The sequence below is a fragment of the Alteromonas sp. ABD4_190 genome (assembly GCF_056160105.1).
The window spans coordinates 3137884-3151841 of the sequence record NZ_JBSWWN010000001.1; the positions used below are offsets into that span (position 1 = coordinate 3137884).

14 protein-coding genes are annotated in these 13958 nt (G+C 43.3%); 6 read left to right on the top strand and 8 right to left on the bottom strand.

The genetic code is table 11. From position 1 onward, the window contains the following. The first annotated feature begins 130 nt into the window (after positions 1 to 130). Entirely contained in the window at positions 131 to 619 is a 489-nt protein-coding gene (locus ACXAFM_RS13735) for a chalcone isomerase family protein (RefSeq protein WP_474830397.1), read from the top strand. Positions 620 to 676: 57 nt separating this feature from the next. Continuing rightward, positions 677 to 1237 carry a DUF3833 domain-containing protein gene (locus ACXAFM_RS13740; protein WP_474830399.1) on the top strand — a complete coding sequence of 187 codons (561 nt, stop codon included), beginning with the start codon at positions 677 to 679 and terminating at the stop codon, positions 1235 to 1237. A gap of 158 nt (positions 1238 to 1395) precedes the next feature. Here the strand turns inward: ACXAFM_RS13740 and ACXAFM_RS13745 are convergent, their stop codons facing one another. The 3 genes from ACXAFM_RS13745 to aceK all read right to left on the bottom strand — a co-directional run bounded on the left by ACXAFM_RS13745 (position 1396) and on the right by aceK (position 5470). After that, positions 1396 to 2796, bottom strand: coding sequence for a HAMP domain-containing sensor histidine kinase (locus tag ACXAFM_RS13745; protein WP_474830401.1), 1401 nt, complete (start codon positions 2794 to 2796; stop codon positions 1396 to 1398). Next, on the bottom strand, positions 2793 to 3473 hold the full coding sequence (locus ACXAFM_RS13750) for a response regulator transcription factor (protein WP_474805288.1): 681 nt from the start codon (positions 3471 to 3473) through the stop codon (positions 2793 to 2795). The genes ACXAFM_RS13745 and ACXAFM_RS13750 overlap by 4 nt, the downstream gene beginning before the upstream one ends. Before the next feature lie 263 nt (positions 3474 to 3736). Continuing rightward, positions 3737 to 5470 carry a bifunctional isocitrate dehydrogenase kinase/phosphatase gene (gene aceK, locus ACXAFM_RS13755; RefSeq protein WP_474830404.1) on the bottom strand — a complete coding sequence of 578 codons (1734 nt, stop codon included), beginning with the start codon at positions 5468 to 5470 and terminating at the stop codon, positions 3737 to 3739. Positions 5471 to 5649: 179 nt separating this feature from the next. Here aceK and ACXAFM_RS13760 point away from each other — a divergent pair, with 179 nt between their 5' ends. After that, complete coding sequence (locus tag ACXAFM_RS13760; RefSeq protein ID WP_025256222.1) at positions 5650 to 6048, top strand: response regulator; 399 nt, start codon at positions 5650 to 5652, stop codon at positions 6046 to 6048. Positions 6049 to 6052: 4 nt separating this feature from the next. Here ACXAFM_RS13760 and ACXAFM_RS13765 read toward each other — a convergent pair whose 3' ends face one another. After that, entirely contained in the window at positions 6053 to 6355 is a 303-nt protein-coding gene (locus ACXAFM_RS13765) for a DUF3301 domain-containing protein (protein ID WP_474830406.1), read from the bottom strand. Continuing rightward, positions 6356 to 7405, bottom strand: a complete 1050-nt coding sequence (locus tag ACXAFM_RS13770; protein ID WP_474830408.1) for a DUF3549 family protein — start codon at positions 7403 to 7405, stop codon at positions 6356 to 6358. A 236-nt stretch (positions 7406 to 7641) separates the two neighbouring features. On the opposite strand from ACXAFM_RS13770, the gene ACXAFM_RS13775 reads away from it, so the two are divergent. Genes ACXAFM_RS13775 through ACXAFM_RS13785 form a run of 3 tightly spaced genes read left to right on the top strand, consistent with a single transcriptional unit; the run spans position 7642 to position 9337 of the window. After that, positions 7642 to 7986, top strand: coding sequence for a YqcC family protein (locus ACXAFM_RS13775; protein WP_474834934.1), 345 nt, complete (start codon positions 7642 to 7644; stop codon positions 7984 to 7986). Next, a complete protein-coding gene (truC, locus tag ACXAFM_RS13780) occupies positions 7983 to 8834 on the top strand; it encodes a tRNA pseudouridine(65) synthase TruC (protein ID WP_474830412.1) in 852 nt (283 codons plus the stop codon). The genes ACXAFM_RS13775 and truC overlap by 4 nt, the downstream gene beginning before the upstream one ends. A gap of 53 nt (positions 8835 to 8887) precedes the next feature. Beyond that, complete coding sequence (locus ACXAFM_RS13785; RefSeq protein ID WP_474830414.1) at positions 8888 to 9337, top strand: flavodoxin domain-containing protein; 450 nt, start codon at positions 8888 to 8890, stop codon at positions 9335 to 9337. A gap of 96 nt (positions 9338 to 9433) precedes the next feature. Here the strand turns inward: ACXAFM_RS13785 and dapD are convergent, their stop codons facing one another. The 3 genes from dapD to map form a co-directional block, all read right to left on the bottom strand. After that, the gene (dapD, locus tag ACXAFM_RS13790; RefSeq protein WP_118490066.1) at positions 9434 to 10258 is read right to left on the bottom strand and encodes a 2,3,4,5-tetrahydropyridine-2,6-dicarboxylate N-succinyltransferase; all 825 of its coding nucleotides are present in this window, start codon (positions 10256 to 10258) and stop codon (positions 9434 to 9436) included. Further along, positions 10255 to 12906 carry a [protein-PII] uridylyltransferase gene (gene glnD / locus ACXAFM_RS13795; RefSeq protein WP_474830416.1) on the bottom strand — a complete coding sequence of 884 codons (2652 nt, stop codon included), beginning with the start codon at positions 12904 to 12906 and terminating at the stop codon, positions 10255 to 10257. Before glnD ends, dapD begins: the two co-directional genes overlap by 4 nt. Before the next feature lie 249 nt (positions 12907 to 13155). Beyond that, entirely contained in the window at positions 13156 to 13950 is a 795-nt protein-coding gene (map, locus tag ACXAFM_RS13800; protein WP_179982597.1) for a type I methionyl aminopeptidase, read from the bottom strand. Between the last annotated feature and the right edge of the window lie 8 nt (positions 13951 to 13958).

Below are 13958 nucleotides of genomic sequence, written 5' to 3' on the forward strand. Positions count from 1 at the left end.
GATTTATACCCCATTATGGTTTTTTCATTATGTAAAAAACGCTTGGGCTATTTGTATGTCTTGCGCCAATAAAATAGCCGCTGCATCTGCCTTAATTATATTTTTTTCCATATCTGTGAGCGGACTAACCATGTCAAACAACGCCTATGCGCAAGAGTCTGATTTAGAACACATCAATGAGTATGTTCCCAATGCGAAACTGGTGGGGAAAGGCATGTTTTCTTACTACTTTTGGGACGTATATACCGGTGAACTTTTTGCTTCTGAAGGCAAGTACGCAAAGCAGCCTCCTTTTGCCCTTCGTTTGACCTACCAACGGGATCTTGAAGGGAAAAAGATTGCCGAGCGCTCTATTGATGAAATGAAAAAACAGGGAGATATCGCTGCCGATGATGCAGAAAAATGGCTGTCGCTAATGGAGCTTATCTTTCCTGACGTTAGCGAAGGCGATGTAATTACAGGGATTGCGACGAAAGAAGGCACAAGCGTGTTTTACGTAAATGGCGAAAAAGCGGATGTGATAAGCGACAGAACGTTTACGCAGCGTTTTTTTGATATCTGGTTAAGTGATGAAACATCGGAACCTAAGTTTAGAAGAAAGCTACTCGGAAAAGATTAGTTTAGTGATTTTATAGATATAAAGCCCAAGTAGGGTTAGTTGAGCAGGATAAGTAAAATGATAAAAAATATGATGAAGTTATGTTTAGGGGTAGGGTTTGCAGCATTGACCATGGCAGGACTGTCAGGATGTTCTGTGTCGGTCGATGGTGAAGACTATCAGACGGTGTCTCCAACTTTCGATATTGAGCAATTTTTTGATGGTAACGTTAAAGCCTGGGGCATTGTTCAAAACCGCTCGGGCGAGGTGGTACAAAGGTTTGTGGTGAACATCGATGGGTCAATAGATAATGATACATTAACCCTTGATGAAACTTTTGAGTATGGCGTGGGCGAAGGCCCAACCTCACGCACTTGGACTATTGTAAAACAGAGCGATAATAGCTTTGTAGGACGAGCGAGTGACATTGAAGGCCCTGCTAAGGGCACCAGCTATGGCAATGCATTCAATTTTCACTACGAGATGGATTTACCGGTAGACAATACGACCTATTCAGTAACCTTTGATGACTGGTTCTGGGCATTTGACGACAGCACTATGATGAACCGTTCTTACATTCGCAAGTTCGGCATTGTGATGGCAGAAGTCACTATTTTTATGCAGAAGCAAACAGATTAATAATTTGCAGATATAGACTTGGAAAGTCCACTGACCTATATCATCTATAGGTCAGCATTCGAAAAAAGTGAGTAGATTTAGCTAGTACAATTTAAAGTAGCTTACCTATAGATAGTGTCTATTATTTGCTGATTCTGATTAGCTGACTTTGACTCACACTAACGAGGAAAACAAAAAACAACGCCCAGCCCATGTCCTTGCATTAACGGGTCGTGCACAAACCAAGTTTGACCATCGTGCAGCTTAACTATTGCTGAAACGAGAGATAAGCCTAATCCGTTCCCTTTGCTCGTTCTGCTGCCATCAGCGCGATAAAAACGACGCTCTAAATTTATAATCTCATGCTCGCCAACACCTATCCCTGCATCATTGACGGCAATAACAATATGGCAAGGTGTAGTCGTCAGTTGCACCGTAACCATACTATTCTCATTCGAGTACTTGATAGCATTGTCTAATACGTTGGCTACGGCTTGGAAAAGTAAGTTAGGGTCAGCAAGCATAGTCACGCTTTCAAGCTGACTGGACAGCTGAATGTTGCGCTCCTCGGCGAGGGGGTGATAAAGGTCGACCACGTCTTCTACAATTGCCCGCGCGTCTGTATTGCAAAAGCCTTCTTTCTTGTTTGTGGTTTCAAGTCCGCTTATGCGCAATAAACTGTTGAACATATTCAGTAGGTTATCTGCTTCTTGAGTCGTGTCTTCTCGTAGCTGGTCGTCTTCAATTCTTTCTAAGGTATTACGAAGTCTGGAAAGCGGTGTGCGTAGGTCATGAGCAATACTGTCTGTGACTGACTTGATGTTATTAACCGAGCTTTCAATGGTATCCAGCATTTGATTAAAAACGAAGGAAAGACTGCTGAGATCGTCCCAATTGCTATCAATCTCTAGCCGCTCTTCAAGGTTACCAGTCTTTATAATCTTATCAGCGGTTTGAGACATGCGGTTAATTCGATTGACCACATAAACGGCAATGGCGAAGCTTAGAATACTTAAGGCACAAAGCAACACAACGATAATCCAGCTAAAGGTTTTGCCAAACCACTGTGCGCTATATAAGTCATCGATACCACGCCCGACATAGAGGGTATAGTCCCCTAGTACATCTTCCCTCATCAATGCTTGGCGTAAGGTTTTCCTTGATGAGCTGTTAGGCCGGGTAATGACAATTTCTGCAGTATCAAAGTTGGCCCCTTTGTGCCGCTCTAATACCAGAGGGATAGATGCTAAGTTCCCCGCAACTACTTGCTCATCTTTGCTCAGAACGACAAATGATCGCAAATGTTCGAATGAATGAGAGGGTGTTTTCGTGCTAGAAGAAAGTTGGTTATTGTCGCTTATAATGGCCGACTTAACCGCATCAATACCAAGATTTTCATAAAGCGTTACGAGCGCATTCGCTTTGGCGTTAACGGCAGCATTAGACTCGGAAATGAACAAGTCACTGCTCGTTAATCGCCAAAAGTAAACAATTAAAACAATGGCAATACAAGCTAGGGTGGTGAGCAATACGCCTACGCGAAAACTAGAACTACGCGTAAAGTCGCGTATTGCTATCATGCAAGCTCGTCCGCTATGCGGTAGCCAGTGCCTCTTACGGTTTCAATAAGCGGAACATTAAACGCTTTATCCACTTTCTGACGTAGACGGCTAATGTGAACATCAATCACGTTAGTCTGGGGGTCAAAATGATAATTCCAAACCTGTTCAAGCAACATACTTCGCGTCACAACTTTACCTTTGTGACGAAGTAGGCATTCAAGTAGTTGAAATTCTTTTGATTGAAGGTCAATTTCTTGATCGCCACGCAATACTTTACGGTTAACTAAGTCTAGCGTGAGGTCTCCAACTTTTATCAAGGTCTTGTCATCGCCGTCTTTATTGCGACCAGCCAAACCTTCAACGCGAGCAAGCAGCTCTTCAAAGGCGAAGGGTTTAGTTAGATAGTCGTTAGCGCCGGTACGAAGGCCTTTAACCTTATCTTCAACTTGGCTCTTGGCGCTAAGTAATAGAACAGGGGTCGTGTTACCTTCTTCGCGAAGCTTCTCAAGCACAGTGAAACCGTCGAGTTCGGGTAACATTACGTCTAAAATTACCGCGTCTAGTTCGTTACTAGCGGCTTGTTGGTAGCCTGATGTTCCATCGCCTACCGTAATACATTCATGCCCTTCACCCAATAGTCCATTTGCAATGTGCGAGGCAACCTTTGGATCATCTTCTACAAGTAGCACTTTCATTATTACGACTCTTTTGTTTATCTACATTCACGCACTTGTTTGGCATTGCTGGTACCGGTTTGCGGTATTTAACAAGCAGCAAGCGAGAACAAGCAGTCGAAAAGCAATATCGCTTTGCCTCTTTTACGAGCTATACGACTTAAAACGATCACTTTTAAGCTTTTTCGCATGTAGCTAAAATTTGACCTCATATGTAGAGCTCTTGCTCACTTTAAACGTTGGGTTAAGGTGATAGGGGTGATGCTATTATTCTCGCACTCAGCCTATCCACCTTTGTCAAAGCGCATGCTCGGGTTATAGGGGGTAAAATGTTGTACGTCCCCACGTGCGCACTTCTTCTGAACTTCATGCCAATATTCAGGTGTCATCAAGTCGCCGTGCAACGACTTAAGTATGTCTTTGAACTTTCGCTTACCTACAATAAAGTGCTCGAACTGTTCAGGAAATACGTCGTTAGGCGCTACTGAAAGTGTATCAATAGCATAGGGGTCATCAGATTTTGGCAACTCTCTGAAGTTACGCTCGTTCATTAAACAAATTTCATCATAATCATAGAAGATCACGCGACCGTGACGGGTTATACCAAAGTTTTTGTGCAGCATATCTCCGGGAAAGATATTTGCCATGGCGATTTGCTTAATGCAAAGGCCAAGCTCATCGAGCGCACGCTTTATCTTTTTCTCGTCGGTTTCTTCTTGAAGATAAATATTTAGCGGCGTCATTTTCCGCTCAATATACATGTGTTTGATGATAAGTTCTGTCTCGGTGAATTCTAAACTCGATGCGCAAGTTTCTTTTAGTTCTTCAATAAGCTCAGGCTCAATTCTCTCTAAAGGGAACCTAAAATTAACGTATTCGTGAGTGTCAGCCATTCGGCCAACACGATCTGACATTTTGACTAACTTGTAGCACTCTTTTACGTGTTCACGGGTGATTTTCTTACTTTCTGCAAATTCATCTTTAATAATTTTGAAAACAACGCCATATGAGGGCAGATGGAAAACCATCATCACTAACCCTCGAATTCCCGGCGCAGCCTCGAATTTGTCATCAGACTCGTCCATGTGTGCTAAGAAGTTACGATAAAATACCGTTTTGCCGTGTTTGTAGTGCCCCATCGACATATACAATTCAAAGTGTTTTTTATTTGGCAATAATTCTTGTAGGAAAGCGGCAACCTCGGCCGGATTTTGGGTGTCGGCCATAAAATAGCTGCGGGCAAAGCCAAAAATTACGCTCAGATCTTTACGGTCGGTCAGTAGGGCATCGACGAACATATGTGGCTCATTGTATCTTCGCATGGCGATGACAAACGGCAGGGTTTCGCCGGGCATACAGATGCGACCAATCAAATAAGCCGCTTTACCTCGAAAAAAAGTAGGCTTTAGGATCTCAACGGCCTGTACGCTAGCTAGCTGTTCTTTATTTAAACGTGAGCGTAAGGCCTTCTCAAGGTTCTGTAAGTCCCGTTCAAAGTTTTCAAACGGAATATTGTATCGATAAATTTTAAATATCGACTCGTACATCTCACGTACGGTAGTGGTGGTGTCAAAGCTGTTGACTACTTTGTCTCTGTCTTGCCCAGGCAAAAAACAGCGGCTAGGCAACACAAACATCATGTCGTTGTCTATTTTTCTGTGCTTAAACAAGCGGCCAATCACTGAATTGTAAAAGGTTTCAGCTAACTCAAACTGCGGGTGGCCTTCAAGCTGTAGCGCAAACACCTTTTTAAGCTCTTGCCAAAAAGCATCGTCTTTTTGGTGGACCTGAGTAAGCTGATAAATCTCGGCAACCGCATCTGACAGGCTTTGTTCATAAATGGTAATACGCTCTTTAGAGGCTAGCTGGGTTTCTTTCCAATTACCCTTTTCAAATCTTTCTTGAGCGCCCCGTGTAATTCGGGTGAACCACCGGTAACTCTTATCGAAATGAGACAGAATCTGATAGGCAACTTTTCTCACCAAGTTTTTGTCTTGGCTTGCAGCTAACTCTTGCATAGGGATGTTTTCCTTTTTTGTTACGCCTTATATCTACCACAAAACATGCTAATAGGAGAGGGGAGTTTGGTGTCGTTATCAAGTAAGTAGCCAATAATTCAATGTTTTTGTTATTTTCTTATACTTTCGTTTAATGTATTCTAAAGATGGATTAGTAACCAATTATAAGATTGTAGTTGATGGGTTTTAATATTCTAATTTGTGACGATTCAGCACTTGCACGGAAAATGGCTAGAAGTAACTTGCCTAGTGGGTTCGCTGAAGCTATTTATGAAGTGTCAAATGGTATGGACGCTCTAGAAGTATTAGCACATCATACTATTGACCTTGTATTACTAGATTTAACAATGCCTGTGCTGGGCGGTCTTAGTGTATTAAGTGAAATTAAACGCCGTAAACTTGAGACTTTTGTTATTGTTATTTCAGGCGATATACAGCCATTGATGCAAGAGAAAGTGATGTCACTAGGCGCATTAGGTTTTATTGAAAAGCCGATTAAGCGCGATGAACTTACGTCGGTTTTACAACGCTTTGGTTTCATTCTTCCCGATACTTATAAAGCGCCGATTGCGGTTTGACCACTTACACCCTATGCGGTGGCACTTCGGTTCTCGCAACCCTCGTACCTATTAATTCAACTTCTCCTGTATATCTATCCTCGCCATTGCTTGAAAACTCAAAATTGAATAAGCTGTGCCAGTCCGGTTTACCAAACTTAAATGAGAACCGAGTTTTGGCCCTGGCCACACTTAACAGCTGCAAACCATGTTTATCACAGTATTGTTTTAGATAAGCGTTTGTTTGCTCAGAAATGGCCCGAATGCGCCAAAACTGATAGCCGGTAAATACAATTACTAACCATATGACCAATTCAAGTAACGTCATTTATTTTCTCGCCTGTGCAAACAATCGCTCAAATGCTTTGCTTAGAATATCCGAGTTGGCGTCTGAGTGTAGCAGCGTAAGTACTTGTCTGCGTAATTTCGGAATTTGGACTAAATCAGAAAAGAAACCAGCAAATAAGGCACCTTGGTGACCTTCTTTTTCGTCAACTTTTGCAGCTTGTTCTAAAAAGGTACTAAGTAGGAGCGGTTCCATTTGCTCAAAATGCCGTGCCGCAATAACACTTAAAATATCGAGGCGCTGCGTTTTTTCATCGTTCAATAAGTCTAGAAGCTTACTATTTATCGTTGGGTTGAAGTTTCCTTCAGAGGTGCCCCTCAAAGCCGCTAGATTGATGTCGTCGCCATCATCAATTTTGCTCAAATACATAGCCAATAAGTTATCTGACAAAGAAACGCTCTCGCTTGTCTCCATAAGCGTATTAACAAACACATCTGAGTAAATTGCTACATTGGCTTTAATTGCCTCTTCTAACACATCTCGCTTTGCGTGCATGCTGAAACCATGTACAAAATCTGCCACGCTTTGCATTGATATTTTTTGCCAATCCACAAGCTGCGGGGCTTGAATATAAGCTTCAACTTTCTGCGCCTCTTCACTTAGGGGATGGTTTAACGTGCTTTTGACTAGAGCATTAAACTGAGCAAGTTGCGATTGGTTCGGAACGAAGGAATAAGGGTTGTCGGGCAATTGCTTTGCATTTTCGGTATCTTCTGCAATCGACTTCCCTAGAGCATCCACAATAATCTCTAGAAAATGATTTCTAGCAGCGGCAACGACCAAGCCTTGCTCATCAAGTGGCAGCTTTATAAACCAAATATAGTGTTGCGAAGATGCATTTTTGTTCCAAAAAACAATACCGAACCACGCATGTTGTTGACGAGGGTAGGGCGCGTAAGCACTGCCATTTTCTATTTCTAGAAACGTTTGATTATCTGTGGGTTCAATACGTCGACCTAAATCAAAAACATGATATTCAGTGCCTGCGTGTAACAAAAACTCACTGATAGAATTGATACTGTTAGCGCTCATAACTCGTTCCAAAATACTGCTTTAAATAAATGTTGCTAGGCCCGTAACCCTTTGATGTTCAGCAAAGAACAACCGCCTCTAGGACATGCTTATATTCGCTAGGGCCATCAGCAAACCTCATTAATGGTATCACAGCAGAAGAATTTCAACGATACAACACACTGACTTATGTTGACCTTAAGCCCCTGATATACTGCGCGCTATAAATTGAAGCGTATTAGGATAGGGGAGGAGTAGTGAATCAAGCGAATAGTAGCAGTCATTTAGCTTTCATCAACGCACTGGAGCAATTAGAAACGGTAATGCAGCAAGATGGTGTTTGGCCAGATGAAGTACCCAATGACCAAGCGCTTAAAAATGCTATAGGAAGTGAAGTACCTTTCGCAGCAGACTGTTTTTCTTTTGAAGCTTGGCTGGCTTTTATTTTTATTCCCAAAATGCGCATTTTGTTGGCGCAATCGCACCCTATACCGGCGATGCAAATTACACCCGCAGCAGAAGTGTGCTTATCACCCGAGAATCAAAGTACCCTGTCTGCGCTAAAGTATATTGACGATATTGCCAGTGGAGACATTGGATGAGTAAGCTAGAGCAATCGCCAAGAGCCGTTGAGAAAGTGTCACTAAATGATGAAGTCGAGCTGACGGAAAAGCAGACTGGCGAAAAAAACAGTGTTGAAGAACAAGGTAGTGCGAACTCTCTACACTTGCCTGTTTTATACCTGGATGAGCATATCATTGCGATAAATAAGCCCCCAGGTCTGCTAGTCCACAGAAGTCCTATAGATAGGCATGAAACCGTATTTGCGGTGCAGACGCTTAGAGATCAAATCGGCAAGCACGTGTTTCCAGCTCACCGCTTAGATAGGCCTACATCAGGCGTGTTGGTGTTTAGTTTTAACTCAGAAATTGCGGCAAAGCTAGGCCAGCAAATGATGGACAAGCAGGTGGTAAAGGGTTATCACGCTGTGGTTAGAGGCTTCGTCAACCACACGGGCTTTATTGATTATGCTCTTAAGTATCGTTATGACAAAATTGCAGATAAACACAAAAGGCCACAGCAAGCACCTCAGCCAGCGTCCACCATGTATGAGTCACTCGAAAAGTTTGAAGTGCCCGAGCCTGTAGGTAGGTACCAAAGTGCTAGATATTCGTTAGTAAAACTTTCTCCGAGCACTGGGCGTAAGCACCAGCTTCGAAGACACATGGTACACATTCGTCACCCCATTATTGGCGATACAACTCACGGCGATGGGAAGCAAAACAAATTCGCTAAACAGCACTTTAATTTTAATAATTTGGCCTTAAGTTGTACTCATATGGGCTTTTCTCATCCTGTTAGCGGTAAATGGATAACGATTAATGGTGAGATGCACAATGAAATGCAACAATTCGTAAACAGGTTAAAACCGTTTAGCTTGATAAGATAGAAATACTTTCCGCCTGTCGACATGGGCGACGATCATTGGTTTAAGAGGTAAAAATGGCAACATTGAAAATTATTGCGGGTACAGTATACGGTAACGCACAACACGTAGCTGAGCAGGTGGAAGAAAATTTAGCTGAGCAGGGAGTTGATTGCTCACTGGAAAGCGACCCTTCAGTAGCCGATTTTACTGATGCTGACGCACTGTTAATTATTACCTCAACGACAGGTCAGGGCGATGTTCCACCTAACCTAGAGTTTGTGTTTTCAGATTTAAAAGACGAATCACCTATACTAACGGGCAAGCCGTTCGCTGTTGCAGCGCTGGGTGACAGCAGCTATGGCGAAAGCTTTTGTGGAGCAGGTAAACAATTCCAAGAATTACTTGCTGAACTGCAAGGTAACGCGGTTGCTGATATGTTAGAAGTTGATGCTATTGAAACCCTAGAGCCCGAAAAAGACGTGGTGGAGTGGGTTAACACCATCAAGGACAAGCTTTTGTCTTAAGCGTTGATGGCTTATGGGTTAAAAATGAAAAGAGGCGCTAAGGCGCCTCTTTTTTTATATGCGAACGTCGTTAATTACTTAACGACGCATAAGTTATTACTCAACGCCGCGAAGTAGAGCGTTAATACCTACTTTAGCGCGGGTTTTTGCATCAACTTTTTTCACGATGATTGCTGCGTATAGGCTGTACTTACCATCTGCGCTAGGCAGGTTACCCGCAACAACTACAGAGCCCGCTGGAACACGGCCGTAGTGAACTTCGCCGGTCTCACGGTCATAGATACGCGTGCTCTGACCGATGTAAACGCCCATTGAAATTACTGACCCTTCTTCAACGATAACACCTTCTACAATTTCAGAACGCGCACCGATAAAACAGTTATCTTCGATAATGGTAGGGTTTGCCTGAAGTGGCTCTAATACGCCGCCGATGCCAACGCCACCAGAAAGGTGAACATTCTTACCAATCTGTGCACACGAGCCTACCGTAGCCCACGTATCAACCATTGTGCCTTCATCAACAAATGCACCAATGTTTACGTAAGAGGGCATAACAACCGCGTTCTTACCTACGAAAGTACCTGTACGTACTGCCGCTGGCGGAACAATACGTGCGCCGTCAGCCGCAAATTGTTCAGCTGTGTAGTTAGTGTACTTAAGTGGTACTTTGTCATAAAACTTGCTTTCAGCGCCTTCAATCACATCGTTGTTGTGAAGACGGAAGAAAAGTAGAACAGCTTTTTTCAGCCACTGGTGTACTACCCATTCGCCAGCAATTTTTTCTGCAACGCGGCCTTTTCCGCTATTAAGTAGGTCGATAGCTTGCGCTACCGCATCTCTTACTTCATCAGGTGCTGATGACGGGCTAATGCTGTCGCGATTTTCGAAGGCGTCTTCAATAATGGCTTTCAATTCATTCATGGTATTGTGATATCTTCAAGTTGGTCGAGTTTAAACAGGATACGCTTTTTAAGGTTTACCTGTTGTTCTTGGGTTAATGCGATGCCAGCCTCATTGCTGACGATAAAAATATCTTCGGCTCGCTCGCCAATGGTGGCAATTTTTGCAAGCTTTAGTGTCATATTAGTATCAACGAATGCATGACCAATTTTAGCTAAAATGCCCGGTGCGTCTAGGGCTTCTAACTCGATAAGCGTGGCTTCATCGTTGATATTGAAAAAACGAACCTTGGTGGGCACGTCTAACTGTTTCATTTGGCGCGGTAACTTTCGTTTGTTTTCGTGAGAGCGTCCCGGCTTTTCTAATTGGGCAGAAATGGCATTCTCAATAGAAGCAATGCGCGACTCTGAGCTAATACGACTGCCGTCATTTTCAAGAATAAGCATACTGTCAAACACATAACTATCTTTAGTGACAGTAACGTGGGCGTCGTGAATTGAACAATTACGGCTATCTAGTACAGATGCGACTTGAGCAAACAGGGCTTTTCTATCTTTCCCATAAACAAATACTTCAGTGCCGCCTTTAGCGCTGTTGTCGTTAGCCTTTACTAATAGACCATCGTGTTCTGGTGTAAGCCATTCATTCTGAGCTTTAATAATTTCATCGGTATGCCATGCAATTTGCGTAGGCTTAAAGCGAACAAAGTAGTCATCATCAAGCCTTGCCCACAGCGCATCTATGGCAATAGGGTCTATAGCACGCTCTTGCAGAATCTGTCTTGCCTGATGTTTGTGAGTGGTTACTCGCTCGTTGAGTGTAACCTGACACTGTAGCCCATTGTCTAACGCTTTTTGTGTCATTAGATACAGCTCACGAAGCAAAGACGCTTTCCAGTCATTCCAAAGGTTATCGTTGGTAGCGCGAATATCGGCAAGGGTCAGTGTATAAAGTAAATTAAGGTGGTTATGGCTTCTTACCGCACCAGCAAACTCACTAATGACATCAGGATCGTATATGTCGCGGCGTTGGGCAACCACTGACATAAGCAGATGGTTTTCTACAAGCCATGCAATCAATTCTGCATCTTTACTGGGTACATCGTGCTGTGCACAGAACTTAGCGACATCTTGCGCGCCTAGGGTTGAGTGGTCGCCATTACGACCTTTTGCGATGTCATGGAAAATTGCAGCAATGTAAAGTATTTCAGGTTTGTCTAGGTTTCGACAAATTCTGCCGCAGCGTGGAAAATCTTTGTTCTCTTTCGAGAAAAAATAGTTTACATGCTTTACTAATCGGTGAGTGTGTTCGTCCACCGTGTAGGCGTGAAACAAGTCAAACTGCATCATACCCACAATGGTATCCCACTCTGGAAGGTAGGCTTGTAAAATACCGTACTGGTGCATAATGTCCCAACCGAAATCAAAAAATTCGGGTTGCTTCATTAATCGCATAAATTTATCGCGGCACAGAGGGCGTTCAACGTAATATTCTGCTTCGAAGGCCCGGTGAGCGTTACGCAATTGTCGAATACAAATGGTACTTAAGCCTTTTACTTCTGGCGTGTTTGCCACCAAATGTAAGAAGTCTAAAATTGCCTCAGGTGATGAAAATACGGTTTCGTGACGCGGCGAAATCATATTGTCGAGCAGTTCAAAATCTTCGTTTATGATTACGCTTTTTTGCACGCTTTGGTTAAGCATGTCGTACTTGAAGCGCTGAAGCAGCATTTGGTTCAGTTCAGACACGCGCGCTACGGTGCGGAAAAAGTCACGCATCATTTTTTCCACAGATGCCTTACCTTCTTCACCGTATCCCATCATTTGTGCGACATCGGGTTGATAGTCGAAAAGCAGTCGGTTTTCGCTTCTGCCAGCAACTAAGTGCAGCGCACAACGCATTTTCCACAGGTGCATACGACAGGCGATTAACTCACTGTGTTCTTGTTCGGTGAAGTAACCGTGACCCACCAAGTTCCATCCGTCATACTCTTTAAAGTGCTTTTTCGCTACCCAACCGATAGATTGAATGTCTCGCAAACATCCCGGGTTTTCTTTAATGTTTGGTTCAAGGTTGTAAGCGGTGCCGTTGAACTTGGCGTGGCGCCTCTTTTGCTCGTCATATTTAGCCGAGAAGAAAGATTTACTCGACCATGAATTGCGACCGTTTACCTCATCCCACAGTTTGTCGAATGTAGTTTCACTTCCACAAAGCAGACGGCTTTCAACGAGATTCGTCGCAATAGTAATATCGTCTTTCGCCAGTTTAACCGTTTCTTTAATGGTGCGTACCGACTGTCCAACATCTAGCTTGATATCCCATAAAAGGGTGATGAACATGCCAATTTTTTCTTGCACTTCAGGCTTTAGCTTCTTCTTGCTGACAATGAGTAAATCGATGTCTGAGTGGGGTTGTAAATGGCCGCGACCGTATCCACCCACCGCGCAAAGGGAAAGCTCGTCCACGGTATCTAAGCCGTAAAGTTGCCAAAGGTGACAAAGCAATGCGTCGACAAACTGCGCACGACCGGTAACGAGCTGATTAACTGGCGTAGCGTCGAAAGACTCTGTTATCCAAGTATAACTGGCTTCCACGCACGATTTAATGACGGGAATTTCATCAACAGAGTTAATTGTGTCGATATTCTTTATCAGTGATTGCAGCGTCAAAATGCACCTTTGAAATAGACTTCTATTAAAACGCTAAGAACAATAGCATGAATTGATAGTAGTTCGCAGTAGCAAATTTATGCATAAGTTAGGTTGAATTGTGAATATTTATGGTTTTTTGTTATAGGTGTGTAGCCCGTTTAATAGGCGCATCGTATGAGAATTAAAAATAAAGATTTAGTATGCCGTTTTGAATGAGGCAAAGGGGCAATCAAAGCGGCTGTAAGCTTAACAGCCGCAATATGAAAATTATCCGTGTGAAATAACACGCTCTAAGCTTTCTTCCTCACGAAGCGTAAGAATTTCAACACCGGTCTCTGTAACTAAAAGAGTGTGCTCCCATTGGGCACTTAAACTTCTGTCTTTGGTCACAACAGTCCATTGATCTGGCAAAACTTTTGAGTAACGTTTGCCTGCGTTAACCATAGGTTCGATGGTAAAGCACATCCCAGGCTCTAAAACGTCACCTGTACCAGGCTTTCCATAGTGAACAATTTGCGGTTCTTCGTGGAAGCTTGCACCAATACCGTGACCGCAGTATTCACGCACTATTGAATAGTTATGCGCTTCAGCATGGGTTTGACAAATATGGCCAATATCGCCAAGACGCATGCCCGGCTTCACTTGTTCAATCGCTTTATATAGGCACTCTTGAGTAACGCGAATAAGGCGCTCGGCAAGAATAGATGGCTTACCTACAACGAACATCTTCGAAGTATCACCGTGATAACCGTCTTTTATAACAGTTACATCAATGTTGATGATGTCACCGTCTTTTAGCTTCTTGTCAGAAGGAATGCCGTGACATATACAATGGTTCACCGACGTACAAATAGACTTTGGAAATGGTGGGTGACCATAGTTTAGCGGGGCGGGCACTGCCTTTTGCTCGTTTACTATATAGTCGTGACAAATGGTATTAAGTTCATCGGTAGTTACGCCTTTTTTCACATAAGGCCCGATCATAGTAAGTACTTCAGCAGCCAGTTTACCGGCTACGCGCATTTTTTCGATTTCTTCTGGGGTTTTGATAATAGCTGTCACAGCGCCTC

Excerpts from the sequence above, each read along its gene's own strand:
- ACXAFM_RS13735 (WP_474830397.1), top strand. The coding sequence starts at position 131 with ATGTCAAACAACGCCTATGCGCAAGAGTCTGATTTAGAACACATCAAT.
- ACXAFM_RS13740 (WP_474830399.1), top strand. The coding sequence starts at position 677 with ATGATAAAAAATATGATGAAGTTATGTTTAGGGGTAGGGTTTGCAGCA.
- ACXAFM_RS13745 (WP_474830401.1), bottom strand. The coding sequence starts at position 2,796 with ATGATAGCAATACGCGACTTTACGCGTAGTTCTAGTTTTCGCGTAGGC.
- ACXAFM_RS13750 (WP_474805288.1), bottom strand. The coding sequence starts at position 3,473 with ATGAAAGTGCTACTTGTAGAAGATGATCCAAAGGTTGCCTCGCACATT.
- aceK (WP_474830404.1), bottom strand. The coding sequence starts at position 5,470 with ATGCAAGAGTTAGCTGCAAGCCAAGACAAAAACTTGGTGAGAAAAGTT.
- ACXAFM_RS13760 (WP_025256222.1), top strand. The coding sequence starts at position 5,650 with ATGGGTTTTAATATTCTAATTTGTGACGATTCAGCACTTGCACGGAAA.
- ACXAFM_RS13765 (WP_474830406.1), bottom strand. The coding sequence starts at position 6,355 with ATGACGTTACTTGAATTGGTCATATGGTTAGTAATTGTATTTACCGGC.
- ACXAFM_RS13770 (WP_474830408.1), bottom strand. The coding sequence starts at position 7,405 with ATGAGCGCTAACAGTATCAATTCTATCAGTGAGTTTTTGTTACACGCA.
- truC (WP_474830412.1), top strand. The coding sequence starts at position 7,983 with ATGAGTAAGCTAGAGCAATCGCCAAGAGCCGTTGAGAAAGTGTCACTA.
- ACXAFM_RS13785 (WP_474830414.1), top strand. The coding sequence starts at position 8,888 with ATGGCAACATTGAAAATTATTGCGGGTACAGTATACGGTAACGCACAA.
- dapD (WP_118490066.1), bottom strand. The coding sequence starts at position 10,258 with ATGAATGAATTGAAAGCCATTATTGAAGACGCCTTCGAAAATCGCGAC.